27 protein-coding genes are annotated in these 24,708 nt (G+C 62.3%); 18 read left to right on the top strand and 9 right to left on the bottom strand.

The features are described 5' to 3' along the window. Positions 1–450, top strand: a complete 450-nt coding sequence (locus tag ACFT1A_RS12990; RefSeq protein WP_378447299.1) for a MaoC family dehydratase N-terminal domain-containing protein — start codon at positions 1–3, stop codon at positions 448–450. Then, positions 447–887 carry a MaoC/PaaZ C-terminal domain-containing protein gene (locus ACFT1A_RS12985; protein ID WP_378447298.1) on the top strand — a complete coding sequence of 147 codons (441 nt, stop codon included), beginning with the start codon at positions 447–449 and terminating at the stop codon, positions 885–887. The genes ACFT1A_RS12990 and ACFT1A_RS12985 overlap by 4 nt, the downstream gene beginning before the upstream one ends. 73 nt (positions 888–960) lie before the next feature. Here the strand turns inward: ACFT1A_RS12985 and ACFT1A_RS12980 are convergent, their stop codons facing one another. After that, positions 961–1,815 (bottom strand): hypothetical protein, encoded by an 855-nt coding sequence (locus ACFT1A_RS12980; protein ID WP_378447297.1) that lies wholly within the window; start codon positions 1,813–1,815, stop codon positions 961–963. A gap of 114 nt (positions 1,816–1,929) precedes the next feature. Here ACFT1A_RS12980 and ACFT1A_RS12975 point away from each other — a divergent pair, with 114 nt between their 5' ends. From ACFT1A_RS12975 to ACFT1A_RS12960, 4 genes are all read left to right on the top strand, one after another. Next, a complete protein-coding gene (locus tag ACFT1A_RS12975; protein WP_378447296.1) occupies positions 1,930–2,991 on the top strand; it encodes an NAD(P)/FAD-dependent oxidoreductase in 1,062 nt (353 codons plus the stop codon). A gap of 120 nt (positions 2,992–3,111) precedes the next feature. Then, positions 3,112–4,299, top strand: coding sequence for an ATP-binding protein (locus tag ACFT1A_RS12970; protein WP_007729973.1), 1,188 nt, complete (start codon positions 3,112–3,114; stop codon positions 4,297–4,299). Then, complete coding sequence (locus tag ACFT1A_RS12965) at positions 4,296–5,015, top strand: M50 family metallopeptidase (protein ID WP_378447295.1); 720 nt, start codon at positions 4,296–4,298, stop codon at positions 5,013–5,015. The genes ACFT1A_RS12970 and ACFT1A_RS12965 overlap by 4 nt, the downstream gene beginning before the upstream one ends. Before the next feature lie 173 nt (positions 5,016–5,188). Beyond that, a complete protein-coding gene (locus ACFT1A_RS12960; RefSeq protein WP_378447294.1) occupies positions 5,189–6,025 on the top strand; it encodes an SDR family oxidoreductase in 837 nt (278 codons plus the stop codon). 54 nt (positions 6,026–6,079) lie between these two features. On the opposite strand, the gene ACFT1A_RS12955 is transcribed toward ACFT1A_RS12960, so the two are convergent. Further along, the gene (locus ACFT1A_RS12955) at positions 6,080–7,087 is read right to left on the bottom strand and encodes an NAD(P)H-dependent glycerol-3-phosphate dehydrogenase (protein ID WP_003940093.1); all 1,008 of its coding nucleotides are present in this window, start codon (positions 7,085–7,087) and stop codon (positions 6,080–6,082) included. Positions 7,088–7,184: 97 nt separating this feature from the next. Beyond that, positions 7,185–7,913 (bottom strand): FadR/GntR family transcriptional regulator, encoded by a 729-nt coding sequence (locus ACFT1A_RS12950; protein ID WP_047272025.1) that lies wholly within the window; start codon positions 7,911–7,913, stop codon positions 7,185–7,187. Between the two features lie 133 nt (positions 7,914–8,046). Here ACFT1A_RS12950 and ACFT1A_RS12945 point away from each other — a divergent pair, with 133 nt between their 5' ends. The 4 genes from ACFT1A_RS12945 to ACFT1A_RS12930 all read left to right on the top strand — a co-directional run bounded on the left by ACFT1A_RS12945 (position 8,047) and on the right by ACFT1A_RS12930 (position 11,607). Beyond that, on the top strand, positions 8,047–9,435 hold the full coding sequence (locus ACFT1A_RS12945) for a GntP family permease (protein WP_003939838.1): 1,389 nt from the start codon (positions 8,047–8,049) through the stop codon (positions 9,433–9,435). Between the two features lie 12 nt (positions 9,436–9,447). After that, complete coding sequence (locus tag ACFT1A_RS12940; protein ID WP_020909302.1) at positions 9,448–9,978, top strand: gluconokinase; 531 nt, start codon at positions 9,448–9,450, stop codon at positions 9,976–9,978. A gap of 76 nt (positions 9,979–10,054) precedes the next feature. Next, positions 10,055–10,492, top strand: a complete 438-nt coding sequence (locus tag ACFT1A_RS12935; protein WP_378447293.1) for an SRPBCC family protein — start codon at positions 10,055–10,057, stop codon at positions 10,490–10,492. Between the two features lie 143 nt (positions 10,493–10,635). Then, a complete protein-coding gene (locus ACFT1A_RS12930) occupies positions 10,636–11,607 on the top strand; it encodes an alpha/beta hydrolase (RefSeq protein WP_378447292.1) in 972 nt (323 codons plus the stop codon). Positions 11,608–11,614: 7 nt separating this feature from the next. On the opposite strand, the gene ACFT1A_RS12925 is transcribed toward ACFT1A_RS12930, so the two are convergent. From ACFT1A_RS12925 to ACFT1A_RS12915, 3 genes are read right to left on the bottom strand one after another with little or no spacing between them, the layout of a single operon-like run. Continuing rightward, positions 11,615–12,418: a transglutaminase family protein gene (locus ACFT1A_RS12925; RefSeq protein WP_378447291.1), complete on the bottom strand. Its 804-nt coding sequence runs from the start codon at positions 12,416–12,418 to the stop codon at positions 11,615–11,617. Positions 12,419–12,476: 58 nt separating this feature from the next. Then, a complete protein-coding gene (locus tag ACFT1A_RS12920) occupies positions 12,477–13,043 on the bottom strand; it encodes an NTP transferase domain-containing protein (RefSeq protein WP_378447290.1) in 567 nt (188 codons plus the stop codon). Positions 13,044–13,045: 2 nt separating this feature from the next. Next, positions 13,046–13,888: an alpha/beta hydrolase gene (locus ACFT1A_RS12915; RefSeq protein ID WP_378447289.1), complete on the bottom strand. Its 843-nt coding sequence runs from the start codon at positions 13,886–13,888 to the stop codon at positions 13,046–13,048. A gap of 145 nt (positions 13,889–14,033) precedes the next feature. Here ACFT1A_RS12915 and ACFT1A_RS12910 point away from each other — a divergent pair, with 145 nt between their 5' ends. Then, entirely contained in the window at positions 14,034–15,143 is a 1,110-nt protein-coding gene (locus tag ACFT1A_RS12910; RefSeq protein ID WP_378447288.1) for a DUF6670 family protein, read from the top strand. Positions 15,144–15,161: 18 nt separating this feature from the next. Next, entirely contained in the window at positions 15,162–15,737 is a 576-nt protein-coding gene (locus ACFT1A_RS12905; RefSeq protein WP_378447287.1) for an AAA family ATPase, read from the top strand. On the opposite strand, the gene ACFT1A_RS12900 is transcribed toward ACFT1A_RS12905, so the two are convergent. Both ACFT1A_RS12900 and ACFT1A_RS12895 read right to left on the bottom strand, forming a co-directional pair. Next, entirely contained in the window at positions 15,720–16,364 is a 645-nt protein-coding gene (locus ACFT1A_RS12900; RefSeq protein WP_378447286.1) for a formylglycine-generating enzyme family protein, read from the bottom strand. The two genes, ACFT1A_RS12905 and ACFT1A_RS12900, sit on opposite strands and share 18 nt — an antisense overlap. A gap of 28 nt (positions 16,365–16,392) precedes the next feature. Then, on the bottom strand, positions 16,393–17,913 hold the full coding sequence (locus ACFT1A_RS12895) for a PucR family transcriptional regulator (RefSeq protein WP_378447285.1): 1,521 nt from the start codon (positions 17,911–17,913) through the stop codon (positions 16,393–16,395). 175 nt (positions 17,914–18,088) lie between these two features. Between ACFT1A_RS12895 and ACFT1A_RS12890 the strand changes: the two genes are divergently transcribed. Together ACFT1A_RS12890 and codB are read left to right on the top strand one after the other, a co-directional pair. Then, complete coding sequence (locus tag ACFT1A_RS12890; RefSeq protein WP_378447284.1) at positions 18,089–18,553, top strand: nucleoside deaminase; 465 nt, start codon at positions 18,089–18,091, stop codon at positions 18,551–18,553. Continuing rightward, complete coding sequence (gene codB / locus ACFT1A_RS12885) at positions 18,550–19,881, top strand: cytosine permease (protein WP_378447283.1); 1,332 nt, start codon at positions 18,550–18,552, stop codon at positions 19,879–19,881. The genes ACFT1A_RS12890 and codB overlap by 4 nt, the downstream gene beginning before the upstream one ends. A 109-nt stretch (positions 19,882–19,990) precedes the next feature. Here the strand turns inward: codB and ACFT1A_RS12880 are convergent, their stop codons facing one another. After that, positions 19,991–20,836, bottom strand: a complete 846-nt coding sequence (locus tag ACFT1A_RS12880; protein ID WP_378447282.1) for a mechanosensitive ion channel family protein — start codon at positions 20,834–20,836, stop codon at positions 19,991–19,993. 86 nt (positions 20,837–20,922) lie between these two features. On the opposite strand from ACFT1A_RS12880, the gene ACFT1A_RS12875 reads away from it, so the two are divergent. The 4 genes from ACFT1A_RS12875 (at position 20,923) to ACFT1A_RS12860 (ending at position 24,651) form a co-directional block, all read left to right on the top strand. Further along, positions 20,923–21,561, top strand: a complete 639-nt coding sequence (locus ACFT1A_RS12875; RefSeq protein WP_378447281.1) for a DUF2461 domain-containing protein — start codon at positions 20,923–20,925, stop codon at positions 21,559–21,561. Between the two features lie 428 nt (positions 21,562–21,989). Further along, positions 21,990–22,982, top strand: a complete 993-nt coding sequence (locus ACFT1A_RS12870; RefSeq protein WP_378447280.1) for an ABC transporter substrate-binding protein — start codon at positions 21,990–21,992, stop codon at positions 22,980–22,982. 83 nt (positions 22,983–23,065) lie between these two features. Further along, positions 23,066–23,848 carry an alpha/beta fold hydrolase gene (locus ACFT1A_RS12865; RefSeq protein ID WP_378447279.1) on the top strand — a complete coding sequence of 261 codons (783 nt, stop codon included), beginning with the start codon at positions 23,066–23,068 and terminating at the stop codon, positions 23,846–23,848. A 74-nt stretch (positions 23,849–23,922) separates the two neighbouring features. Next, entirely contained in the window at positions 23,923–24,651 is a 729-nt protein-coding gene (locus ACFT1A_RS12860) for a Clp protease N-terminal domain-containing protein (protein WP_378447278.1), read from the top strand. Positions 24,652–24,708: the final 57 nt, after the last annotated feature.

Genomic DNA, 24,708 nt, shown 5'->3' with positions numbered 1-24,708 from the left:
ATGTCTCCTGTGAACCCAGCGCTCGCCGGCCGGGTATTTCCCTCGTCCTCGTACCTTGTCGGGCGCGAGAAGATTCGCGAGTTCGCTCTGGCTGTGCGTTCGAGCAATCCCTTGCACCATGATGTCGGTGTCGCCAGGGAGGCCGGGTTCGTCGATGTCATCGCGCCGACAACATTCACAACCGTTGTCCAGCAACGAGCGATCATGGCGCTGCTGCGCACGCCGGATACCGGGCTCGATCCGACTCGTGTGGTGCATACTTCCGAGAAGATCGAGCATCAGCGTCCGATAGTCGCCGGCGATGACCTGTCTACGACACTGACGATTACAGGGGTGACAGTGCGAGCAGGCAGTGCGATCCTCTCGACAGTTTCCGAGATCCACGACGCGACCGACGCTTTGGTCGCGACGGTCACCTCGACCCTACTGGCCCGAGGAGAAGAGGCATGACCATGCCCGCCGTGCCGGTCTTCGAAAACCTCGTCTTCGGTGACATAGTCGCGAAGGTTGATCTGGTTCTCACTCGTGATGACCTTGTTCGCTACGCCGGCGCCTCCGGCGACTTGAACCCGATCCATTTCAACGACGCAATCGCTACTGCGGCTGGGCTACCGGGAGTTCTGGCGCACGGAATGCTCACTGCCGGAATTGCTTTGCAGGCTATCGTCGACTGGGTTGGCGATCCGAGTGGTGTGACCTCGTATGAAACTCGCTTTACTCGGCCCGTCGTAGTCGATGCCGTCGATGGTGCTGATCTCTCCATCACTGCGAAGATCGCGCGGATCGACGCCACAATGCGGACAGCGCGGATCGATGTCACAGTCACGCACAAGGGCCAGACGGTTCTGGGAAAGACCCAAGCGCACCTTCAGTTCCCGGGCGTCTGACAGGTTTTGAGTGCTGTCACTGGTCACATCGGGACGTGCGCATTCGGGCGGTCAACCGCGTTGTGGCGCAGCGCTACCGGAGAGACGCCACCAGATCGTCCGACGCTTGCAGCGGTGCGTATCCGTCGGCGATGACACGCCGGCAGCCGTCGAGTTCGACGGTGAGCAATCGTTCCTCGTTCGTAAGGTTGTCCACGTTGATCGTCGACGCCACCTCGGTGGCCACCGCGTCACAGTCGGGAGCGGGTGGAAGTCCGTCGAAGGTTTCCGTCGTAGACGACGTGCCTACGAATTCGGTGGAGGAGAATCGGCAGAAAACGCTGCCCGCCGACAGCGATGTCAGCGCCGTGGTACCTGTTGTGGCTGGTCGGTAAGTCGGCCGGCAATGCGAGAACTCGTAGATCTGGTCGTCGGACAATGCTATTCGGTGTTCGGTACTGCCGGCCGGTGTCAGTTCCTTGATGGCAGCCAGCCCACCGGATTTCGGTAGTCCACACGAGTCGGAGGGGTGCCCCGGCCGTGTTGCTCGGCCTCGATCGTCGACCAACCAGAATTGGTCCAGCACAGCCAGGCTGTAGTTGTCACCGCAGCTTCCGGGGAACCAAGTCTTGTGCGCGGACGAGCGGTTCAGCATTTTCACTGCCCGACTGAAATCGCCCTCCCAACGGTGAGCATAGAAGCTGACGGTTCGGTCGGCTGCCACGTTGTCGCTGATGTGCGGGTCGCACGTGACGGCGGCGACGGGTACGAAATCGTCTGGAACCGTCGCTGTTGGTGTCGTCTGGAGTGGGCCGATCGGATACGGGGGCGCGCACGTCAGCGTTTCGGCGTCGACTATTGCGGCAACTGGACGTTCGGGGGTGGTCACCCGCCAAATGCCGGCGACAGCGAGGATGACGATCACGACTGCGAACCAACGCCAGAGCATGAGCACACCGTATCGGTCCCGATGTGCGCCGAGGCCTAGTCCTCCGTTAACCGCCGAAGTCCTCGCTTCAAAATTGAGTGGATCCAGGTTGCGACTCGCAGATATGGTCCACTGGTGACGCATCCGAATGGTCGAAACGACAGTCCGATCCTGGTGATTGGTGCCGGTGTCGTCGGTGCGGCGATTGCGTATCACCTGGCGCGCGTTGGTCTCCGAGTCACCGTGCTCGAGCGGGGCTCGGTGGCAGGCGGGGTGACCGGCAAGTCGTTTGCTTGGGTCGGCCTCTCGAAGAGTGCCGCAGAAACCTACTCCGATCCGTTCCGACATGGCGCCGCAGTCGAGTTCGACCGCCTGGAGCGCGAACTCGTCGAGCCATTCGGTCTGCGCCGCAGAGGCGCGATCACGTGGGAGAAGACGGAAGCGGAGACTCGAAAATTCGTCGACGCACATCGAGCACTCGGTCATCCCGTCGAACTCATCGGTGAAGATGAGGTCCTTGCTCGTGAGCCGGGATTGCGCACAGCACCCGCCGTAGCGGCATATGCGCCTGACGACGGTGGAATTGACCCGGTTGCGTTAGGCGGTTCTCTTTTGCGAGGTGCCGAAGAGTACGGCGCCACAGTGTATTCCAAGGTTTCGGTGCTCTCTATGCTCACGGAAGGTCGGAGGGTTCGCGGTGTATTGACCACTGACGGCCCCGTTTACGGATCGACCACAATCCTCGCCACGGGTACTGCAATCCCCGGACTCGCGGCGTCGGCGGGAGTCGACGTCGAGGTCGATGCCTCCCCGTGTTGCCTCATCAGATTCTCGACGCCGCACCCACTGGTGAACGGAATACTCTCCACTCCGGACTTCGAGATCAGACAATTGAACGACACGACACTGATTGCGGCTGAAGATGTTCCGGTCGGGTTCTCCGGAGATGCTCGTGAGCTTGCCGAGCCGACGCTGCAGGCGGTCCGCAGTCAGCTCGTGGGCGGTGAACACGTGGAACTGATCGAGGCGGTAATCGCTGACCGTCCCATTCCGCGTGGTGGTCGCCCGCTGCTGGGCTTCGCCGAAGGCGTGCCTGGGCTCTATCTGGCCGCGGCGCATCCTGCGATCATATTGGCCGGAGCAATTGGGGCGCACGTGGCCGGGGACTTCGCCCGAGCGTCAAGCCGGGACTGCTAGACGACGATGCACGGAGCTTGGTTCGACGAGGTCGAGCCAGATATTGCGGTTCCTAGTTCTCTCTAGGACACGCGCTAGAGAGCGAGATATTCGTCTACTCGGCTTGTACCGTCGGTGGGCATGGACCCCGTGCGCAATCCGTATGCCCCCGGTGCCGGTCAGCGACCGCCGGAACTCGCCGGGCGCGACAAGCAGATCGATGCCTTCGACGTCGTGCTCGAGCGAATTGCGCGTGGCCGCCCGGAACGAAGTGTTGTCCTCACCGGATTGCGTGGCGTCGGTAAGACCGTCCTGCTCAATCAGTTGCGTTCGGCAGCGATCTCCCGAAGCTGGGGGACGGGGAAGATCGAGGCGCGGCCCGACCAGGATTTACGACGCCCACTCTCGTCAGCACTCCACATGGCGGTCCGCGAGATCGCGGTCTCCCATCGCGATCCGGAGCGGGTCGAACAGTTTCTCGGAGTCCTCAAATCGTTTGCCCTGCGCGCCACTGCAGACAAAGGGATGCGCGAGCGCTGGCAACCGGGCATCGACGCACCTGCGATCAAAGGTCGCGCGGACAGCGGCGACATCGAGATAGACCTCGTCGAGTTGCTGCTCGACGCGTCGTCGCTGGCCCGGGATGTCGGCGTCGGAATCGCCATCTTCATCGACGAGATGCAGGACCTCGGAGCAGCGGACGTCTCGGCGATCTGCGGGGCCTGCCACGAGTTGAGTCAGGACGCGGCACCGCTGATCGTCGTCGGTGCGGGGCTTCCGCATCTACCCGCTGTGCTGTCGGCGTCGAAAAGCTACTCGGAGCGCCTGTTCAGCTACCACCGGATCGACCGCCTCGAGCGTGAAGCTGCAGATCAGGCCCTGATTGCACCTGCCGAGCGTGAGGACGTCGAGTTCACCGAATCCGCGCTCGACGCTCTGTACGAGGCGGCCGACGGGTATCCGTACTTCGTCCAGGCCTACGGGAAAGCCACGTGGGATGTGGCGGCGTCGAGTCCGATCACGGCAGAAGACGTGCGCGTCGGCGCGCCGACGGCGGAGGAAGAACTCGCTGTCGGTTTCTTCGGTTCACGGTACGAGCGAGCAACACCTGCGGAGCGTGAGTACATGCGGGCCATGGCCGATCTCGCCGGTGACGACGGACCTGTCGCGACCGCGAAGATCGCCGTCGAGCTCGGTCGAAAGCCGGCTTCCCTGTCGCCGGCACGGGACGGACTGATCAAGAAGGGCCTCATCTACTCGGCCGAACGGGGGTCCATCGGATTCACAGTCCCGCACTTCGGCCGATACCTGCGCGGACAAGCGGAGTGAACGCCCTCGAAACCGCGTGGGATCGGGTGGCGGCTGTCAGCCCCAATCCGCCGGCGTGGGTAGTTCAGCTGGCCGCGTTGATTGCCGTGATCATCGTTCTCGAGCCGCACCTGTGGCGGATCGCACGCAACGTCGTCACCATCGCACACGAGGGTGCTCATCTGATCGTCGCCGTCCTGGTCGGTCGACGGTTGAAAGGTCTTCGCCTGCATTCGGATACGTCGGGTGTTGCGATTTCGTCCGGCAAGCCGACCGGCTTCGGCGTCATCCTGATGACGTTCGCGGGGTACGTGGGACCGTCGATTCTCGGCCTCGGTGCGGCCGGTCTGTTGGGTGCGCAGCGTGCGGTCTCGGTGCTGTGGATCGGTGTGTTCGTGATCGCGGTCATGATGGTCCTGATCCGAAACCTCTACGGAATCTTCTCACTTGCGGTCGTGGGAGCCGTGTTGTTCGGGCTCGTCTGGTGGGGGACCCAGGAGCAGCAAGTCGCCGCAGCGTACTTCCTGACGCTCTTCCTGCTTTTTGCAGGACCGCGCCCCGTCGTGGAACTTCAACGGCAGCGAATGCGACGAGGCGGGGCACCGGACTCGGACGCAGACCAATTGGCCAGGCTCTCACCGATACCCGCGATCGTCTGGGTCGGTTTGTTTATGCTCGTGAACGTCGCGGTGCTCGTGCTCGGCGGATGGTGGATCCTGCGTCCGGTGGGTGGCTGATCGCCTTGATCCGTTGTTCCGTCAGGACAACGGATCAATGATTCTTGATGCTCCGCGGACGTAGTCATCGCGGTAAGGCGCTCATATCGTGGAAGTCGACGAGTGGTCGCGTCGGGACTTCCCGCGGCCACATCCGCAACGACGAAGACCGTCGACGATGACAAGGATTCGTTTTGGACGACAAGAACTTCCGCGGACGAACCGCGATCATGTCCGGGGGAAGCCGTGGTATCGGACTTGCCATCGCCCGTGCGATAGCGCTCCGCGGCGGAAACATCGTGTTGCTCGCCAAGACCGATACGCCAGATCCCCGGTTGCCCGGGACAATCCACACCGCTGTCGACGAGTTGAACGAACTTGGAGGTCATGCCGTTCCTGTAGTCGGTGACGTGAGGAACGACGACGATATCGCGCGGGCCGTGGCGGCAGCGGTAGCGCACTTCGGTGGCATCGACATCGTGGTCAACAACGCGAGCGTCCTCGACATCTCGAAAAGCGAAGACCTCACGATGAAGCGATTCGATCTGATGCAGCAGGTCAACGTCCGTGGCACCTTCGCGCTCACCCGCGCGTGCCTTCCGCACCTTCGGGTTTCGGCCAACGCGCACGTATTGACGCTGTCGCCGCCGCTCAACTTTTCGCCGCACTGGCTGGGTGCTCATCCGGGCTACATGCTGGCCAAGTACGGAATGACATTGGCGGCCTTGGGCATCGCCGCGGAGTATTCAGGTACACCGATTTCGAGCAATTGCTTGTGGCCGGAGACCATGATCGCCACTGCCGCTGTCGGAAATCTGCTCGGGGGAGACGACAGTATCGAGCACTCGCGTTCACCCGAGATCATGGCCGATGCGGCTGTCGAGATTCTCGGGCGTCCCGCCGGCACGGATACCGGTCGTACAGTGCTCGACGTCGAGATCTTGCGTGAGGCGGGGATCTCGGATTTCTCGCAGTACGGCGGTCAGTCCCCGTTGGCGATCGACATCTTCGTCGATACTCCAACCCTCTGATCTCGGACCATCTACAGGTATCTAGCTAAATTGCTAGATACCTGTAGATCTTCCTCATGCCACTTCGTGCTCGCCGCCGGGGGCAACTTTCTGAAGTCCGCGATATGCGTCGCTGGCACTTTGTCGGCCACCGATGACGGCCTCGACCTCCGCGGCAATCGGCATGTCGACGCCGTATTCGCGGGCCAGATCCATGACGGTGGGGGCGGTCTTGACGCCCTCGGCGACCTGGCCGAGCTTGGCGACTGCCTCCTCGACGGTCAGGCCCTGTGCCAGAGCCTCACCGACGCGACGGTTACGAGAAGTCGGAGCCATGCAGGTGGCAATCAGATCGCCGACGCCCGTCAGGCCGGCAAAGGTGCGCGGGTTGGCGCCCATCGCCTCGCCGAGTCGGGTCATTTCGGCGAGGCCGCGAGCGAGCACCATCGCGCGGGTGTTGTCACCGACTCCCAAACCGTCGGCCATGCCCGAGGCGATGGCAACGATGTTCTTGAGGATGCCGCCGAGTTCGCAGCCGAGCACGTCGGTGTTGCGGTAAACCCGGAAGACCGACGACGCGAACAGCGGTTGCAGCGCGGCGGCGACGCGGTCGTCCTGGGTCGCCACGACCGATGCCGCCGCCATGCCGTCGACGATTTCCTTGGCGATGTTGGGGCCGGCAAGCAGTCCGACGGGATGGCCGGGCAGGCACTCGGCGATCACTTCGGTTGGACGCTGCCGGGTGCCGGGCTCGAGGCCCTTGGACAGTGACAGCACCGGGACCCACGCCCGAACTTCGTTGGCGATCTCGGCGAGCGTGGAGCGAACGGCGTGCGACGGCACCCCGCATACGAGTACGTCCGCTTCGCGAGCGGCTTCGACAAGATCCGAGGTTGCCTTGAGGCCCTTGGGAAGTTTGCGCTCACCAAGGTATTTGGAGTTGGTTCGTTGCGAATTGATCTCGTCGGCCGCTTCGGAATTGCGTGCCCACAACAGGGTTGGGGTGTTGCGGGCAGCGAGGCCGGCCACCGTGGTTCCCCACGATCCGGCACCGAGGACGACGACGCGTACCGGGCGGGCCATCAGAGTGCGCTGTTCTGGATAGCGAGTGCTGTCATGGCGCCAAGCGTTCCACTTGCGGAGCGGTTGCGGGCCAATTCCGCCGAGTCTGTGGCTCGACTTACAGATGAGGCGGCGGTTCGGGGCTTTCGCGCATTGTTTCGACCGCTTCTGCGGATTCCGCGACGATCGAGCGCATGGCGGCTTCCGCGGCGTCGGCGTCCCCGGCCTGAATAGCTGATGCGACCACTCCGTGCAGGTGAATCGCTTCGGGGTCGGCCTCGTGGGGCATCAACGAGTGGCGGGTGCGGCCTTCGAGTATCTCGACGACGATCTGCGACATCGCCCGCAGCATCGGGTTGCCGGAAGCGGCGAGCAGTGTGCGGTGAAAGTCGGAATCATGGCCGAGATATGCGTCGGTATCGGCAGCGCGCGAGGTAGCTGACATGCCTATGACGGCTGCAGTGAGTGCGCCGCACTGCTCAGGTGTGGCGCGAGTTGCGGCCAGTCTCGCAGCCAGAGGTTCGATGCCGGAACGGAGTTCACTGAGGATCGAAAGTTGCTCGAACCGATCAGGACCGGCCAGTTGCCAGCGGATGACGTTGGGGTCGAGCGAGTTCCAGTGCTCGGAGCCCAGGATGGTGATTCCGACGCGGCGACGAACCGAGGCCAGTCCGAGGGATTCGAGAACGCGGACAACTTCACGGATGACGGTTCGCGACACGTCGTAGCGCGTTGCCACCTCGTCGGCAGAGATCGTCGTACCCGGAGCGAGCACACCACCGACTATGTCTTGGCCGAGCTGTTCCAGCATCGAGTCGTGTAACTGCTGAAACGGGACAGAAGGCATACGTAGATCGTCCCATGCGTATGGAGTAAGCCCGGTGGAAGCCGGATAAATACTACAAATTAGTGTCTCCTCTTGAAATTGTAGGTTAATTAAGGAACAGTGACCTCAATCACTCATCGGACTGGGAGTCCCTATGAACACCACAGCATTGCTGGCGGCCGAGGTCGTCCCCGCTGGTAGCGACGCACGATTGATCATCGCTGCAGTCGCCGGCGTCGCGGTCATCATCGCGCTGATCACCTGGCTGGACCTGCACCCCTTCCTCGCGCTGTCCATCGGCGCGGTGGGCGTCGGTCTGGCGGCCGGCCTCGGATCGGCCGAGTCGGTCGCGGCGTTCGCCACCGGCTTCGGGTCGACCATGGGAAGCGTCGGAATCCTGATCGGTTTCGGCGCGATGTTCGGCAAACTCCTCGCCGATTCCGGCGGTGCCGACCGAGTGGTCGACACGCTGGTGGGCCGTTCCAGCACCAAGGCGCTTCCGTGGACCATGGCTCTGGTCGGCGCTGTCATCGGTCTGCCGATGTTCTTCGAAATCGGTCTCGTCCTGTTGATGCCGGTCATCATCCTGGTCGCGCGGCGTTCCGGCTTGTCCCTGATGCGCATCGCGATCCCCACCCTCGCCGGCCTCTCGGCCATGCACGGGTTGGTTCCGCCGCACCCCGGGCCGCTGGTTGCCGTCTCGGCCTTGAACGCAAACCTCGGCCTCACCCTCGCGCTCGGTGTTCTTGTCGCGATCCCCACGGTTGTTCTCGCCGGACCGGTTTTCAGTAAGTACGCCGCGCGGTGGGTCGACGTGAAGGTCCCGGATCTTTTTGTCACAGGCGAAGATCGAGGTGAGGAAGAGAAGAAACAACGTCCCTCGTTCGCAGCTACTCTCGCAGCGATCCTCCTCCCGGTTGTTCTCATGCTGGGCAAGGCATTTGCCGACGTGATCGCTCCCGATTCCGAGGCTCTCCCCAAGTCGGTCCTCGACTTCCTCGGAACACCCGTTGTCGCTCTGGGTCTCGCGGTTCTGGTCGGAATGGTGCTTCTGGGGCGCGGCGGCGGTATGGACCGCAAGGCCATCTCGAAGTCACTCGAAAGCTCCCTGCCTCCCATCGCAGGCATCTTGCTGATCGTCGGCGCCGGTGGCGGTTTCAAGCAGGTCCTCATCGACACCGGTATCGCCGGAGTGATCGCCGACGCGATCAAGGGCAGCAGCCTTCCCGTGTTATTCCTGGCCTGGCTGGTGGCGGTATTGATCCGCGTCGCAACAGGTTCGGCAACGGTGGCAACGGTGACGGCGTCGGGCATCCTCGCTCCGGTCGCGGCCGACCTCTCGTCCGCACACGTCTCACTGATGGTGTTGGCGATCGGCGCAGGCTCGCTTTTCCTTTCGCACGTCAACGACGCCGGATTCTGGTTGGTGAAGGAGTATCTGGGCGTCAGCGTGGTACAGAACCTCAAGACCTGGACCGTGATGGAATGCATCATCTCGGTATCGGGCCTGGCCGGAGTGCTCGTGTTGAGCGCATTCATCTAGGTAGGCGAGCACATGAACAGCGAAGCGGCACAGCAGAAGCAGTATCCCGTGCTCGTCCTGATGGGTGTCTCGGGTTCGGGAAAGTCTACGGTCGGTGGCATGCTCGCGGGAGCGATGGGCTGGGACCTTCAAGAGGGCGACGATCTCCACCCGCAGGCGAACATCGACAAGATGGCGACCGGGCACCCGTTGAACGACGACGATCGCTGGCCCTGGCTCGACAAGATCGCCGTCTGGATCAAGAGTCACACCGACGCCGGTCAGCCGGGCATCGTCACGTGTTCGGCACTCAAGCGGAGTTACCGCGACGTCCTTCGCGGTGAGCACGTCGTGTTCGTGCACCTCGCCGGTTCGCGGGATCAGATCGGTCAGCGGTTGACCGCTCGCCTCGATCACTACATGCCCGCCTCGCTCCTCGACTCCCAGATCTCGACGCTCGAGGCCGTCGACCCGGATGAGCAGGCCATCGTCGTCGACGTGGGTGGAAGTCCCGCCAAGATCGCGGAGGAGATCCTGCGACGGGTGGAGACCTTCGAGTACTGACCGGGCCAGGCGTGTAGGCACCCGCAGTTCGGGTTACGGTGCTTGGGTGACTGCTGCCGCGCAGACGGACTGAACCGTGACCGACTTCGACTTCCACAGCGTCTGGACGCTCCCGGCCTCTGCCGACCGTGTCTACGACGTTCTCGCGGACGCCGAGAGGTATTCGCAGTGGTGGCCTCAGATACGCCGAGTCCGGACGACCGATGAGCATTCGGGCTCCATGGCCATCCGCAGCGCCGTCCCTCTGACGTTGCTGGTTTTCGGGCGACGCGAGGTCGAAGACCCCATTGCGCGCTACCTGAAAGTGCATCTCACCGGAGCAATGATCGGCTGGAGTAGCTGGGCGGTGCGCCCTGCTGGATCTGGTTGCGTCGCCGACTTTCGGCAACAAGTAGCGGTGTCCGGAGCACTCGGCCTGGCCTCGAAGATCGCGAAGCCGGTGTTCGAGTGGAATCATGAAGCGATGATGCGTGGAGGGCACCGCGGACTGTCCGCGTATCTCTCCCGGCCGTGATCGCGAGCAGAACTTGCACACGCTCGAGCAATTGAGGCCTACCCGTCGTGTCATTTTGACGCAGCGTCAGTTATCGTTCACAACAGCAGCCGACAAGTATGTGTAACTCAAATGCACAAAACGGCTTGACCTGGGAGGACGCTATGCGGACGCGAGATTCGACGGTATGGCATTGGAACGTGAGTCCGCGAGCGCGGGTTATCTTTTGCCTGACCAGGACGTTCGTGAAGCCGATGTTCACCCTCTGGCCGACCACCGAACGCGGTATCCGCCAACTCGAGCGACTCGACGCTATGGCGGACAAGCTGCCGAAGCCGAAGAACCTCGACATCGAGCCTTTCACGCTCGGCGGTGTGCCCAGCGAGAAGGTGAAGCATCCGCGCAAAGCGCAGGGCGAGTTGGCCGGTGCCACGATCCTGTACTTCCACGGCGGTGGTTTCGTCTTCTGCGGTCTGGCAACGCACCGGGCACTGTGCGGCCTGCTGTCGGCGAAGGCCGGCGTACCGGTGATCTCCGTGCGCTACCGCCAGCTGCCGGAAGGTTCCATCGGCACCTCCGTCAAGGACGCAATGGCCGCGTACACCGCGTTGCTCGAGACAGCGGAAGACCCGAACAAGATTGTGGTTGCCGGTGATTCGGCGGGTGGATACCTGGCCATGAAGGTCGCCGAAATTGCCGCGCTGCGCGGAATCACGCGGCCCGCAGCCGTGATCGGCTACTCGCCACTTCTCAATGTGAACCTTGAGGACCACGATCCCGATTTCATGAAACGTGATGCCTACCTACCGATGTCACAGGTGGAAAAGCTGAAGGACCGGTGGCTCGAAGGTCCGGACGAAATAGCCGGTGCAGAGTCTCCGATCAACGCCGATGCCAGTCTGATTCCGCCGTCGTTCCTGGTGTCCGCCGAATACGAATTGATGCGTCCGGACGTCGAGATCATGACCGAGAACCTGATCAAGGCAGGACAAGCCGTCGAAACGCACATCTGGAGTGGGCAGATCCATGCTTTCCCGGTGATCGGCAAAGCTCTTCGGGAGGGCAAGGCGATCGTCGATCTCACAGTCAAGTTCCTCGAGCGAACGATGGCTTCGCAGAACCAGATCAGCGCCTGACGCTTTCTCAGCCGATCGACGTGAGGGTCGCGTAGTCGTCGTTGTCGAGAATGCCGTCGACGACTGCGCGAACTTCCGAGGCATGCAACGTGATCGAACCGCCGTGGTTGTCGAGGAACGCTGTGTCCGCGGCGTCTCGGCCGGTCGAGATGCGCACAAGATTGCTGCGCGGCGCCAATTGCGTTGCATCGACCACGCGCCACACGTTGTCGATGTTGGCTTCGACTACAGCGTGAAAATCCATCGGATCGCAACCCGGCGCGTAGACAGCCACCAGTCGAGCGGGAATCCCCACGGCGCGCAGCAGTGAGATGGTCAGGTGCGAGTAGTCGCGGCACACTCCGGCGCCGGCGAGCAAGGTGTCGACCGCACTGTCGGTACCGCGACTGGTGCCGGGAACATAACTCAAATGTGTACTCACCCAGCGAGTGACTTCGAGAAGGAGTTCGGCCGGGGGAGTGGCGAGATCGAATTGCCCGGCGACAAAACCGAAGAACTTGTCCGCCTCGGCATACCGACTGGGGCGCAGATACTTCGACACGTCGTAGTCGCTGACCGACGCCGGTTCGGCGCGGCCGATCACGGTCGCGTCGTAGCTGACGATCAGTTTGCCTGGGGCACAGTCGAGTAGGTGGATGCGGGTACCGTGTTCGGCGGTAATCTCGCGGGGTTCGAGTGGATTGCCGTCATGGACGAACGACATCGTTTCCAGCAGTTCGACACCCGGCGCGCGCGTCACCGCGATCTTGAACTCCAGGTTGGTCGCCTCGTCGATCTCGATGTCGAGCAGGGCGGCGACGGTACGTTTCATCGGATCATCTTTACACCGAATACGGACACCCACCACCTGGGAGGATTGCGGCGTGCGATCAGGCTTCGGGATAGTCGACGTCGACACCGCTGCTGAGGTCGCTGCACTCCACCAACTCGACCCCGTGTTCGCGTAGGTAGGTATTGGCGCCCCCGTCCCCGGTGAGAGACTCTGCAAGCATCGGCCAGTGGTCGCGTCCGATCAGGACGGGATGGCCGGGCCTACCGTGAAACACGGCTCTTCGCAGTATGTTTCGTGCAGGGGCGCTCACACCCACGATCCGCGTCACGGTGTCGGAATCGAGATCCGGGACGTCGACCAGGGAGATCGCTGCCGCATCTGCGTCGTCGATTCGGATGGCGGCCTCGAGTCCGCAGCGCAGCGAGGCGCTCATTCCGTGCTGCCAATCCGATATCACCACAACGACATCGGTGGTGGGCAGTAGTTCGAGGGCGTCCTCTGCCTGAGCGCCGAGGACCACGATGACCGGTGAGAGGCCTGCGGACTGCAGTGTCGTCACCCCGTGGTGAAGCCAAGACTGACCGTCCGCGTTTGTGACGAGCGCTTTGGGTTTGCCCATGCGGGATCCGGCCCCGGCAGCCAGCAGGATCCCGCACGTCGCCACGACTATGCTCCGTTGACCCGCGGACGCAGCCACTCGATCAGATCGTTCAGAACTTCTTCCTGCTCAGGCTCGTTGAAGATCTCGTGGTACAGACCGTCGTACACCTTCAAGGTGACGTCCGAAGAGCCGGCCAGATCTGCGACGAGCTTACTGCCGGCGGGGTCCGTCAAACGGTCGTCCGAACCGTGTTGAAGCAGTACTGGAATGGTGAGCGAAGGCAGGCGCGCCGGGAAGCCTTCCGCGGCGGTGATCATGCCGCGCGCGATTCCGGCGGGAACCTTGCCGTGGTGCACCAGCGGGTCGGCGTTGTACTTGTCGACAACCTTCTGATCACGCGAAACCGCAGCAGCTTCCAGATTCTCGACGGGCACGTCGGGGAGATATTTGCCGACGATCTTGCCCAACTGCATCACGATCTTCGGAGTGCCGGTTGCAATGATCACAGCAGGTCCGGAAAGCGCGAGCGCCTTCAGATCGGCCTGATGATCGAGGGCGTAGGAAAGCGCGATCGCGCCGCCCATGCTGTGTCCGAGCAGGAACTTGTCCTTGCCGGGGTGTGCTGCGGTCACGATCGAGAACAAGGTGTGGACGTCGTCGGTGAAGTCGGAGAATTCCTTCAGGTGAACGCGCTTGCCGCCGGACCGACCGTGCCCGCGGTGGTCGGGTGCGTACACGATGAGACCGAGTTCGCCGAGTCGCGCGGCTACGTGGTCGTAGCGCCTCGCATGTTCGCCGAGGCCGTGGCAGAGGACAAGAACCCCGGTGGGTTCGCGGTCCGGAGTCCAGACGTCGTAGACGATCTTGGTGCCGGCTACCCCGGTGAACGACGACTCTTCGTGCTGCATTGTTGCGCCCTCTCTGCGACCGGTTCCGGTACGCGGATTCTCACATGCTATTCGCCCCTTGCGCAGGGCGCGGGTGTTCAGGGGTGAGGTCTTCGAGGAAACTTCGACACTTGTTTGTTACGTCTGGTTACATTAACTTGGGGGCGTGACCGGACAAACTGTTGATCGTTCCCACACTGCCTCCGCCACCCGTTCGCGTCGGTTGTGGCGACCGGCGGTTCGGGCCTTGCTGGACGGCGCGCTTCCGCTGATCGACAAGCGGATGACCGAGTCGGTACGCCCGTTCGATCGACCGGACATGATGCGCCCACATCTTGCTTCGCGGAAATTTGCCTGGACGCACTACGGGATCTTCGTTCCCGAGTTGCCAGGGCCGTTTCGCTATCTCAACACCATGACGTTGATCGGCGCCACCGGGACGGTGGTCTTCGACAACGACTATCTCGCTGCACCCGACGCGCGAAATACCGCAACCGTGCTGAGTTCCACCGCTGCGCCTGGCCACCACTTCTATCGGGCGTACGACGCCGACAGCGACTGTACTTTCGAAGAAGACGGTTCGCGAATTGCCTTCGGTGACAACCTGATCATCGAGAACAACTATCCGAATTTCCGTGTCACCGGGCGCTACGACTCTTTCGATGTCGATCTGGAGGTAGTGGCAACAGATCAAGCGTCGTGGTTCGTGCGCAATCCGGTTTACGACCACGTCAGTCTCCTGGCGCAGTGTTCGGGGACGATCTCGAGTCCGAGTGGACCGGTGAGCATTTCGGCACCGTGCACCGTTGAATACGCGCGGTGCATGACGCCACAATCTTTGACTCGCCGCGCCCTTCCCGAGTCGTGGAAGCTCCCGGCTGACTTCTTCACCTATCAGATCGTTCAACTCGACGACCGGCATCAGCTGTTGCTCACCGATGTTCGAGCGTCAGGGGTGACGGCGTGCAAGCTCGCCTACGTTCGAACTGTGGACGGTAGCGCAAAGGTTTTCGACGAGGTCGAGTTCGATGTGCTCGAGTACGCCGACGCATTGCAGGTCGACCCGCAGGGTCGCGAGATGCGTGTGCCGCGCGTACTGCGTTGGCAGGTACGCGATCACGGCAGGACGGTCGTGGAGTTCGAGGCCGAGATCGACTCGGAGTGGCGCTACGGTCACGGCAAGGGATACGTCGGCGCGTACACCTACCGGGGAAGCTTCGACGGTGCGTCGATCAACGGCACCGGTTACATCGAATGGGTGGACTGCGAAGTGTAAGGCCCCTAGTGTGTATCGGTGCCTTTCGTAGACCCCACCGCGCTGACGATTCGTCCGCAGAAGATCCTTGTCGCGGGGACCTCGGGCGCCGGAAAGACGACTCTCGCCGGTCGAATCGGGCGGCTTCTCGAGATCGAACACACTGAGCTGGACTCTCTGTTCCACGGGCCCGACTGGATTCCGCTCGAGAGTTTCGAAACCGAAGTACGACGCTTTTCCAGTGAGCCGGCCTGGGTGACCGAGTGGCAGTACGGTGCGGTGCGTCGACTTCTGGCCGAGCGTGCGGACCTGATGCTGTGGTTGGATCTGCCTCGGCGGACGGTGATGCGCCAGGTGATCACACGAACCGTACGTCGGCGTCTGCAGCGAGAGGTGTTGTGGAACCGCAACATGGAACCGCCTCTGCACACCATTCTCTTCGATCCGGAACACGTGGTTCGGTGGGCCTGGCGAAGCGATGGACGCAACGCCGAGCGAATGGCCACGGTCCTTGTCGATGTGCCGTCGTTACCGATAGTTCGGCTGCACAGTCGAGAAGAGATCGAAGCTGTGCTCGAAGTCCTCGGCCGTCTGCCCTCAGATCGTCTGAGCTAGGCGAAATCCCAGATCGTCGATAGCAAACGTCGGATGGCTTCGCCGCCTCACGGTAGCGCCGCAACCGCGCTCGCTTTCGGCCCAACTGCCGCCGCGAAAGATCCGGTAGCTGCCGTAGACCTCGGGGTCGTAGAGATCCCAGCACCATTCCCAGACATTGCCGATCATGTCGTACAGGCCCCAGTTGTTGGGTGCCTTCGTTCCGACGGGATGCGCCCTACCCTCTGAATTGTCGCTGTACCAAGCAATCTCGTCGATCTCGCCGTAGCGGTAGCCGGAGGTGTCGGCCTTGCACGCGTACTGCCACTCCGCCTCGGTGGCGAGTCGGTAGCCGGTTGCAGCCCGGTCCCACTGCGGAGAATCGGTGTCGACGTCTTGATATGCGGGCGTCAGACCGTCCTCGACGGACAGTGTGTTGCAGGTTGCGATGACGTCTTGCCAGGAAAGATCGACTGCGGGCTTGCTCGAATCGGCCGACGAATCTCCGTGAAGCAGTGCCCGGGTCGTGAGATGGCGCGCGAGGCGGAAGGATTCGACTCTCGAGGTCCACGCAGTGCCCTTGCGGTCGTCCCGAAGGTGCACCTCGCCGGCAGGGATCTCGATCATCAACTCCGCTGCTCCGGTCATACGTCCATCATCGCAGAACGGTAGTTGCTCACCCGGGGAGACGCTCGAACGCGGCCTGCGGATCAAGGCCGGTGCGCATGCGCCATGCAGTCAGTGCAAGCCCGAGACACACCACCTGTGCCGGATCATCGAGGGAAACCCCCATCAGCTTCTCGATACGAGTCAATCGCGCATAGAGCGACTGGCGCCTGATCCCGAGCAACTCCGCGGTTCTCGCCTTGCCGCCCCGATGTGCGAGGTATGCATCGAGGGTTCGAACAAGGTCTGCGGAATGTGCTGTGTCGTAAGCGATCAGCGAACCGAGTTGCTCCGTGACGAACGAGGACAGGGAAGCGGGTGTCGTGCCGGCGGCGAGCAGTCGTTGGACTCCGACGTCTCTCGCGAGGATCACACCGGTTCGGGTGCCGAAACGCCGTGCGATCTGAACGACCTCGCGAGCTTGCGCGACGGCGGCCCCGACGCCGGACAGATCCTCGACCGGTGTCGCGACTCCGAGCGTGCGTACCGCGGAACCGCCGGGTCCGCGTCGTAGCAGCTCGTCGGCTTCGGTGAATGCCGTCCGAACTCGTGCGGGGGATGCGGCCGACCACCCATGGGCGAGCACGATGACGTGATTCGCCGCAGTCCCGACCACACAGGAGCCGAGCACGGCCCGCACAGCGTTGCGCACTGGGTCTGCGAGCTCTCGAACCGGCGTTTGTCGATCGACGTCGACAGCGGCGACGAGGACATGTTGGCCCCCCGAAAGCGGCGTCCACCCGGCAGCTGTCAGCCGCTCGGACAGGTCGCCGTGCGATGTGAGCACTCCGCCCACCACGTCTGTGATCACCGACTGGGCAAGTGACTGACTGGGGCCGACGTCGCCGTGGCGACCGAGTTCCAGAGCCACCGCGACGGCGGCGCAGTTGGCGACGGCAGTTCGGCGTGTGGTTGCTCGTCCGCTCAGGACGAGTCGACCGAGCGAGTTCGTCGGCCCGCGTACGTCGTGGATCGTCCGTTCGGTGCCGGACCGTTCTGCATCGGTTGTGCTGCGCTCGACGGTTCTGCCATCAGCGTCGAGGAGATCGACACCGCACCCTGCGAGACGTGACACCTTGTTGAGCAGTGCAGTCATGCCTTGGCCGGCCACCACGATCCCCAGAAGTTCTTGCCAGACGGGCTCGCCGGCTCGTGCCGAACCGAGCGTGCGGCGGAGCATGAGGTCGTGAAAGTCTTCGACCATCCGCTCGAAGGGCACCACAGCGTGCAGTGCCAGGAACGCGAGCCCGCGTCGGCGCGAAGCCTCGACGAGCTCGGGAGGGGCGGTGAGGAACGAGCGGCCGACTTCCATCGCGAGAGCGACGCATCCCGCGTCCGCCAATTGATCGATGTAGGCGGTGAGTTGCTCGGGGGATCGTCCGTGCAGGCCGAGACCCGTTGTCAGAAGGACCTCGCCTCCGGACAACAGCCCGCCCATCTCGTAGACCTCGGACGAATGGACCCAGCGGACCACCGCGGTGTCGACGTCGCCCGCGAGCACTTCGATTGCCGCGGCCTTGAACGAGGGCATCGCAAGAACTTGTCGCAGAGTAGGCAGCATTTCTTCATCGTCCGCCGAGGGGGCACTCCGTCATAGAGCTAGTTCTGCCGAACTGACAGGTTGTCCCTTGTCGGGGTATTACGACCGTGGTCGGATTGTGACACGAGCCACATTCAATGATTTTGGTCAGACTCCAGGAGTGCACATGAACCACCCGGCAGACACCGATGAGTATTTCCTCGGGCTAGCGATCGAACAGGCGAAGATCGGTTGGGAGGAGGGCGGCGTGCCGATCGGCGCGGCACTGATTCATCGCGGCGAGGTGCTTGCAGTCGGACGCAACCGTCGGGTCCAGATGAACAGCGCCATCCGTCACGGCGAGACCGACTGCATCGAGCGAGCCGGTCGGCTCCCGGCCTCGGTATATCGCGAGTGCGTCCTCTACACGACTTTGTCGCCGTGCTTCATGTGCGCTGGAACTGCTCGTCTCTACGAGATCCCTCGAATCGTAGTCGGCGAGAATCGATCCTTCGAGTCGTCGGAAGAATGGTTGCGTAGCAGCGGAATTCAGATCGACGTCGTCGACGACGCAGAGTGCGTGGCATTGATGGACCGCATGCTGGCCGAGCGCCCGGGCCTGTGGCTCGAAGACATCGGCGAAGTTGTATGAGCAGCGCCGTCGAACCTGCCACGGTCGCAGGTGATTCGGAGAGTGCCGGCCCTCCGGTCGATCCGGACTATCCCGTAACTCCGGTTCCACTTCATGCACGGAAGCCGTTCTTCTCGCTCGCGGTGGTGTTGTTGGGGTTCACCATCTTCACGCCGACGATGTTGGCCGGAGCGGCGCTCGGTACCGCGTTTTCGTTCTGGAAACTGATGGTGGTGATCGCCGCCGGATCTGCCATCTTGGGGGTGTACGTCGCCATGATGGGGTTCGTCGGAGCCCGAACCGGACTGACAACAGTTGTGATGGCGCGCTACAGTTTCGGCACTCGCGGGTCCAAGCTCGCTTCGATCCTGCTCGGCGGTACCCAGATCGGCTGGTACGGAGTGATCATCGGAACGATCGGCGATCTCACCGCGCAGGCATTGGGCTGGGATTCCTATCTCGCCAGGGCGGCGGTGATGATCGCGGCGAGCATCTTGATGTGCATCACCGCCTGCTATGGCTACCGCGGAATGTATTGGGTCTCGCTAGTCTCGACGCCCTTGATCCTCGCGTTGGCCTGCTGGGTCGTATTCCGGTCCCTCGAAGAAGTCGGTGGATTCTCCGGCCTGGTATCGGTTCAACCCGCGACGACCATGACGATCGCGCTCGCAATCACCACGGTGGTCGGCACGTTTGTATCGGCGGGAACGCAAGCGCCCAACTGGACCAGATTTGCCCGTTCCGGATCACAAGCGGTGTGGGCCTGCGTTATCGGGTTCCTCCTCGGAAACGGGTTGATGATCCTGTTCGGCGCCATCGGAGCTATCACGTTCCACGAGGGTGACTTCGTGCTGATTCTCTACAACCTTGGGCTTGTCGGCTGGGGCCTGGTCTTGCTGTTCGGGAATCTCTGGAAGAGCAACGCCGACACTGCATACGCCTTCGGGGTGGCCGGCGCCGAATTGTTCAGAAAGCCCCGCAAGACTCCGTTCGTCATCGGTGGATGTGTGATCGGCACGGCACTCGCTCTGACCGGTGTGCACAACCATCTCGTCGACTATCTGAGCCTGCTCGGAACATTCATCCCACCGTTGGGCGGCGTGATCATCGCGGATTTCCTGTGCCGGTGGCGGCGCGGCATTCCCGAGGACTACATCCCGCGGCCGGTGCACTGGCGCAACCTCGCCGTTTATGCCGTCGCAGCGTTCCTCGCCTGGCTTTCCGGTGAGTTCGAGGTGGGAATCCCGCCGCTGATCGGGATCGTGGCAGCCATTGCTCTGACGATGTTCCTGCACAGGATTTTTGGTGACACATCGGCAACCCGGGAGGTCTCGACCTCCACCGTCTGAATCACGCTTCAGGCACCAGCGAGCCCCCGGCGGTATCGACCGCGCCGGGGGCGACCGCGCCGGGGGCTTGTGTAGTTCATGGGAAGGGCTGCTGACTCCGTCCCAACAATCATCGCAACACAGGCAGGTAGGGTGCCTCGATACCCTGCTCTTCGAATGCAGTCAGTGCCGAGCGCGCAAACGCGCGCTGGACCGCCCATTGGCGGCCAGGCTTGACCTGCGCGGTCACTCGGATGGTAATCGCCTCGGCAGTAACCGAATTGACTCCCAGCATCTCAGGCTTGTCGATCATGTCCGCCCTGATCGGTTCGGACTCCGCCGCCTCGAGGACAGCTCGCGTCGCCACCTCGCACGCTTTGTGCACGTTCGCGTTGTGGGCGATCGGGAGATCGAGAACTGCAGTGGCGTAACCCTGACTCATGTTGCCGACTCGCAGGATCTCGCCGTTGCGGCAGTACCACAAGGTGCCGTTGACATCTCGAATCGTGGTGACACGCAGGCTCACTGTTTCGACGGTGCCGACCGCGTCGCCGAGATCGACGACGTCGCCGACGCCGTACTGATCCTCGAGCAGCATGAAGATGCCGGAGAGGAAGTCACGCACCAGATTTTGTGCACCGAAACCGATGGCAAGGCCGATGACTCCGGCCGATGCGATGAACGGCGCGACGTTGATCCCGAGAATGCCGAGGATCTGCAGCACACACCAGACGAGGATGACGATGGATACCGTCGATTTGAGTACCGAACCGATGGTCCGCGCCCGCTGCGATCTGCGCTCGTTCACCTTGGCGTTCGGAGACTTGCGGGGCTTCGACATTCGGTCGATCCCGCGGTGCAGTGCGAAGCGCAGCACTACTGCGAGCGCCACGTAGATTGCGATCTCGACAGGTCGGTGAATCAGCCAGTCTCGGTTGGTGTCGGTCAGTTCCCATGCTTGTATTTCGGAAATCATCCCCATGCAGTCTACGGATTCCGGCTGATTCGGGCATCGTTGCAGGGCAGGCGGTCCAAAGCCGAACAGGCAGCTAGGCTTACGACATGGCTGCGTTCACTGGCATACCCGTTGCTGCACTCGATTTCTACGAAGACCTAGAGGCCGACAACAGCAAGACCTGGTGGGCAGCGCACAAGGAGACGTACGACGAGGTGGTTCGTCGTCCGATGGCGTCGTTGACCGCGGCGTTGGAGGACGAATTCGGCTCAGCCAAGCTCTTTCGGCCGTATCGTGACGTTCGATTCTCGAAGGACAAGATTCCGTACAAGACGCATCAGGGCGCGTTTGTCGGTCTCGCTGAGAGCTGTGGCTACTACGTGCAGATCGACGCAGCAGGGTTGATGGTGGCCGGTGGTTTCTACGCCAGCAGTTCGGAGACTATCGCGCGTTATCGAGCGGCTGTCGACGACGACGTTCGGGGACCGGAGCTCGAGAAGATCCTGGCCTCCGTCGAGAAGGCCGGATTCACGATCGGCGGCGACAAGCTCAAGACGGCGCCTCGCGGGTACACGGTGGACCACCCGCGAATCGAGTTGCTGCGTCACAAGTCGCTGACCGCTGGGCGTACTTACCCGAGCCCGCCGTGGCTGGACAGCGCCAGGACATTGAAGGAAGTTCGCACGGCGTGGCGCGCACTGACGCCTTTGGTCGAGTGGTCGGGGCAGGTGCTCGGACCGAACTGACCGTCCGACAAAAAGTGTGACGCAGCCGTAGGAGAGTTCACCTCGAGTTCATCGAAACTCGAGACGCCTGGGGCTACCGTGGTGTGTGTAACCCAAAGTTTCGGCACCGCTTCGAGTCGCAGCGCCGCAGTTCGAAGCCATTTTCTCTCGATCGACATCGTGAACAACCCGTGTCAGTGGAGACCATCATGGCTATGTTTCTTGCTCTCGTCCTGATCATCTCGGTTCTCGGAATCGTCGGCACCTACCTCGCATTCAGCGCGGTCTTCTTCGTCGAGATGCGCAAGCTCGACAAGTAGGGTGGCTCGATTTGGCCTGATACGACTATTTCTGGGCCGATCGCGACGATCCTCCCTGCGTACGCTGTTAGGGCATCCTTATCCGCTCGCAACAGTGGATGAATCATTTCTTCTGGAGGTTCGACACGCATGCCCGCTCAATCCACGCTCTTGCTTCCCGAGGGTTACTCCGACAACCGCCTCGTCTCGGATCTCACTCGTCGGCAATTCGGCTTCGGCGCCGGAATCGCCGGACTGGGCGCGTTCCTGGCTGCGTGCGGTGACAGCGGGAGCAGTTCGGGCGAAACCGAAATGCGTTCTGTGACGACACCTCTCGGAACCTACGACATTCCCGTCAATCCGAAGCGCGTGGTGGCAATCGATTCGAGGCTCGATCTCGAACCTGCTGTAGCGCTGGAACTTCCGCTCGTCGGCTACACGTACGCCCAGGCGACGCCGTGGGTGCCGATCGATTCGTCGGTACCGTTCCTGTCGGAGATCCCCAATCGCGAGCAGATCTTGGCGCTCGAACCCGATCTGATCGTGTGCCTCAATTACGAGAGCGAGTGGTGGCCGGTGGCCGAGATGTCCACCATTGCACCGGTTCTGACGACCGAGTTCACCGACGACTGGCGCACCAACCTCTCGCGGCTGTCGGGCTGGCTCGGTCGAACAGCCACACTCGACCGATTGACGCTCGACTACGACAATCTGATTGCCGACATCCGCAGTCGTCATGCCGAGAAGATCGCGTCCAAGACAGTCGCCAGTGTCTCCTTCATGCCGGATACCAACACGCTGTACGTCACGAGCATCCGTACGTCCGAGAAGGGCGACAAGCCCAGCGACATGACGCTCGGCGACATCGGTGGCAAAACTGCCACCTCGGAGGGGCTTGATCCCGAGGGTGGTGTCAGCCTCGAGGGCCTCGACGTGCTGGCCGGCGTCGACGGCTTCATGATCACCGAAAACGAGGACAGTGCGGCATACCAGGCATTGGTGGCGAGCAAGCTGTGGCAGCGACTCCCGGCAGTGCAGGCGGGCAACGTCACCAGTCTGGGTGGCTCCACGTTCTACGGTTCGATCTACACGATTTCCTACGTGGCGCAGGGGTGGGATGCCCTCTACAACAAGATCAGCTGAATCCCCTACCGACTGGAGCGATGAGTTTCGGTAGCGCGGGCGGTCTAATCAGGTAGGCATTGACCAGACCTGAGGAGATCGACGTGAAAACAGAGCAATCCCCAGAGGTAGTGCAATCCCGCGACGGTACGACCATCGCGTACGAACGCTCCGGTGCCGGACCAGCAGTAGTCCTGGTCGCCGGAGCGTTCTGCGATCGAGGATGGTTCGATTCTCTCGCTGCGGAGTTGGCGGCGGACTTCACGGTGTATTCGTACGACAGGCGCGGGCGCGGGGACAGCGGTGACAGCCACGCGTTCTCGATCGACGACGAGGTGGAGGATTTGCGAGCAGTCGTCGCGGCCACCGGTGAAACACCGCTGGTCTACGGATTGTCGTCGGGTGCGGCGCTGGCATTGGAAGCCGCTGCGCAGGCCGTTCCGATGCGTAAGCTCGCCGTCTACGAGGCGCCGTACATGGACGACCAGCAGGACGAAACCGTCCAAAGTGATCTGGAGCGGTTGATCGCGGCCGGCGACAGGGAGGGTGCTGTGACCCGTTTTCTGGACCTGACCGGCGCGTCTCCGGAGATGGTCGACGAGATCAAGCGGAGTGCCGATTGGCCCGACATGTGCGCTATCGCGCACACCTTGCCCTATGACGTCGCTGTGTGTGATCACGGCTGCGAGTCGCTCGACTGGCTGGCCTCGATTACCGTCCCCACGTTGGTTATGTACGGCGGCGACAGTGGTCAATGGGCGCCTGCTTCGGCAATGCGAATCGCCGCAAAAGTTTCGGGGACAAAGACTTTGGAGATCCCAGGCCAGGGTCACGGCGTCGCTGATGGCGCCATTCTTCCGGCTCTGCGCGAATTCTTTTCCGGTTAGTCGTTTGGCGGCAACAAGAAATCATCGTCAACTCGGGGTTGACGTTTTCGAGTGCGTCAACCTAAGGTTGACGCATGAGCAAACCAGTGGAAATGACCAACAAGGTCCGGCTCGACGACCTCATCGACGCGATCAAAAAGGTGCACACCGACGCGCTCGACCAACTGTCCGACGCCGTGATCGCCGCTGATCATCTCGGTGAAGTTGCAGACCATCTGATCGGCCACTTCGTCGACCAGACGCGCAGGTCGGGAGCGTCGTGGACGGAGATCGGCGCGAGCATGGGTGTCTCGAAGCAGGCTGCGCAGAAGCGTTTTGTTCCCAAGGCGCCGAGTGATCAGAAGCCGATGGATCCGAACGAAGGGTTCAACCGGTTCACTCCCCGGGCGAAGAACGTCGTCATGGCCTCGCAGAACGAAGCCCGCGCTGCCGGCAACGCAGAGATCCAGCCTGAGCACCTGCTCCTGGGGCTTGTCGAGGAGCCTGCCGGGTTGGCTGCAAAGGCGATAGTCGCGCAGGGGGTGGAGCTTGGCTCCGTTCGGGCCGCGGTGGCCGGTGTACTACCGGCTCCGACTTCCGAACTACCAGAACTCATTCCGTACGACGCTCGTGCGCGCAAGGTTCTGGAACTGACGTTCCGTGAGGCTCTTCGCCTGGGCCACAACTACATCGGCACCGAGCACATCCTGCTCGCACTGCTCGAACTCGAAGACGGATCAGGTGTTCTGGCTGACCTCGGAATCTCGAAATCGGTTGCGGAGTCGAACATCGTGGGAGCGCTGGCCGCCATTCAGGATCAGTGATTCAGGGGTGAATCTGATGCAGAAGAGGGCCGCACCCTTGCGGGGGGGGGCCGCGTG

It is taken from the genome of Rhodococcus sp. NPDC057135 (genome assembly GCF_042670865.1).
GTDB lineage: Bacteria > Actinomycetota > Actinomycetes > Mycobacteriales > Mycobacteriaceae > Rhodococcus_F.
The sequence above is the reverse complement of the archived record's forward strand: the minus strand, read 5'-3'. Positions and strand labels throughout refer to the sequence as shown.

What these genes read in the sequence shown, in the direction of transcription:
- ACFT1A_RS12880 (WP_378447282.1), bottom strand. Translation starts at nt 20,836, where the DNA reads ATGATTTCCGAAATACAAGCATGGGAACTGACCGACACCAACCGAGAC.
- ACFT1A_RS12900 (WP_378447286.1), bottom strand. Translation starts at nt 16,364, where the DNA reads ATGACCGGAGCAGCGGAGTTGATGATCGAGATCCCTGCCGGCGAGGTG.
- ACFT1A_RS12895 (WP_378447285.1), bottom strand. Translation starts at nt 17,913, where the DNA reads ATGCCCTCGTTCAAGGCCGCGGCAATCGAAGTGCTCGCGGGCGACGTC.
- ACFT1A_RS12945 (WP_003939838.1), top strand. Translation starts at nt 8,047, where the DNA reads ATGAACACCACAGCATTGCTGGCGGCCGAGGTCGTCCCCGCTGGTAGC.
- ACFT1A_RS12980 (WP_378447297.1), bottom strand. Translation starts at nt 1,815, where the DNA reads ATGCTCTGGCGTTGGTTCGCAGTCGTGATCGTCATCCTCGCTGTCGCC.
- ACFT1A_RS12930 (WP_378447292.1), top strand. Translation starts at nt 10,636, where the DNA reads ATGCGGACGCGAGATTCGACGGTATGGCATTGGAACGTGAGTCCGCGA.
- ACFT1A_RS12870 (WP_378447280.1), top strand. Translation starts at nt 21,990, where the DNA reads ATGCCCGCTCAATCCACGCTCTTGCTTCCCGAGGGTTACTCCGACAAC.
- codB (WP_378447283.1), top strand. Translation starts at nt 18,550, where the DNA reads ATGAGCAGCGCCGTCGAACCTGCCACGGTCGCAGGTGATTCGGAGAGT.
- ACFT1A_RS12985 (WP_378447298.1), top strand. Translation starts at nt 447, where the DNA reads ATGACCATGCCCGCCGTGCCGGTCTTCGAAAACCTCGTCTTCGGTGAC.
- ACFT1A_RS12955 (WP_003940093.1), bottom strand. Translation starts at nt 7,087, where the DNA reads ATGGCCCGCCCGGTACGCGTCGTCGTCCTCGGTGCCGGATCGTGGGGA.
- ACFT1A_RS12940 (WP_020909302.1), top strand. Translation starts at nt 9,448, where the DNA reads ATGAACAGCGAAGCGGCACAGCAGAAGCAGTATCCCGTGCTCGTCCTG.
- ACFT1A_RS12970 (WP_007729973.1), top strand. Translation starts at nt 3,112, where the DNA reads ATGGACCCCGTGCGCAATCCGTATGCCCCCGGTGCCGGTCAGCGACCG.
- ACFT1A_RS12860 (WP_378447278.1), top strand. Translation starts at nt 23,923, where the DNA reads ATGAGCAAACCAGTGGAAATGACCAACAAGGTCCGGCTCGACGACCTC.
- ACFT1A_RS12875 (WP_378447281.1), top strand. Translation starts at nt 20,923, where the DNA reads ATGGCTGCGTTCACTGGCATACCCGTTGCTGCACTCGATTTCTACGAA.
- ACFT1A_RS12890 (WP_378447284.1), top strand. Translation starts at nt 18,089, where the DNA reads ATGAACCACCCGGCAGACACCGATGAGTATTTCCTCGGGCTAGCGATC.
- ACFT1A_RS12990 (WP_378447299.1), top strand. Translation starts at nt 1, where the DNA reads ATGTCTCCTGTGAACCCAGCGCTCGCCGGCCGGGTATTTCCCTCGTCC.
- ACFT1A_RS12915 (WP_378447289.1), bottom strand. Translation starts at nt 13,888, where the DNA reads ATGCAGCACGAAGAGTCGTCGTTCACCGGGGTAGCCGGCACCAAGATC.
- ACFT1A_RS12925 (WP_378447291.1), bottom strand. Translation starts at nt 12,418, where the DNA reads ATGAAACGTACCGTCGCCGCCCTGCTCGACATCGAGATCGACGAGGCG.
- ACFT1A_RS12950 (WP_047272025.1), bottom strand. Translation starts at nt 7,913, where the DNA reads ATGCCTTCTGTCCCGTTTCAGCAGTTACACGACTCGATGCTGGAACAG.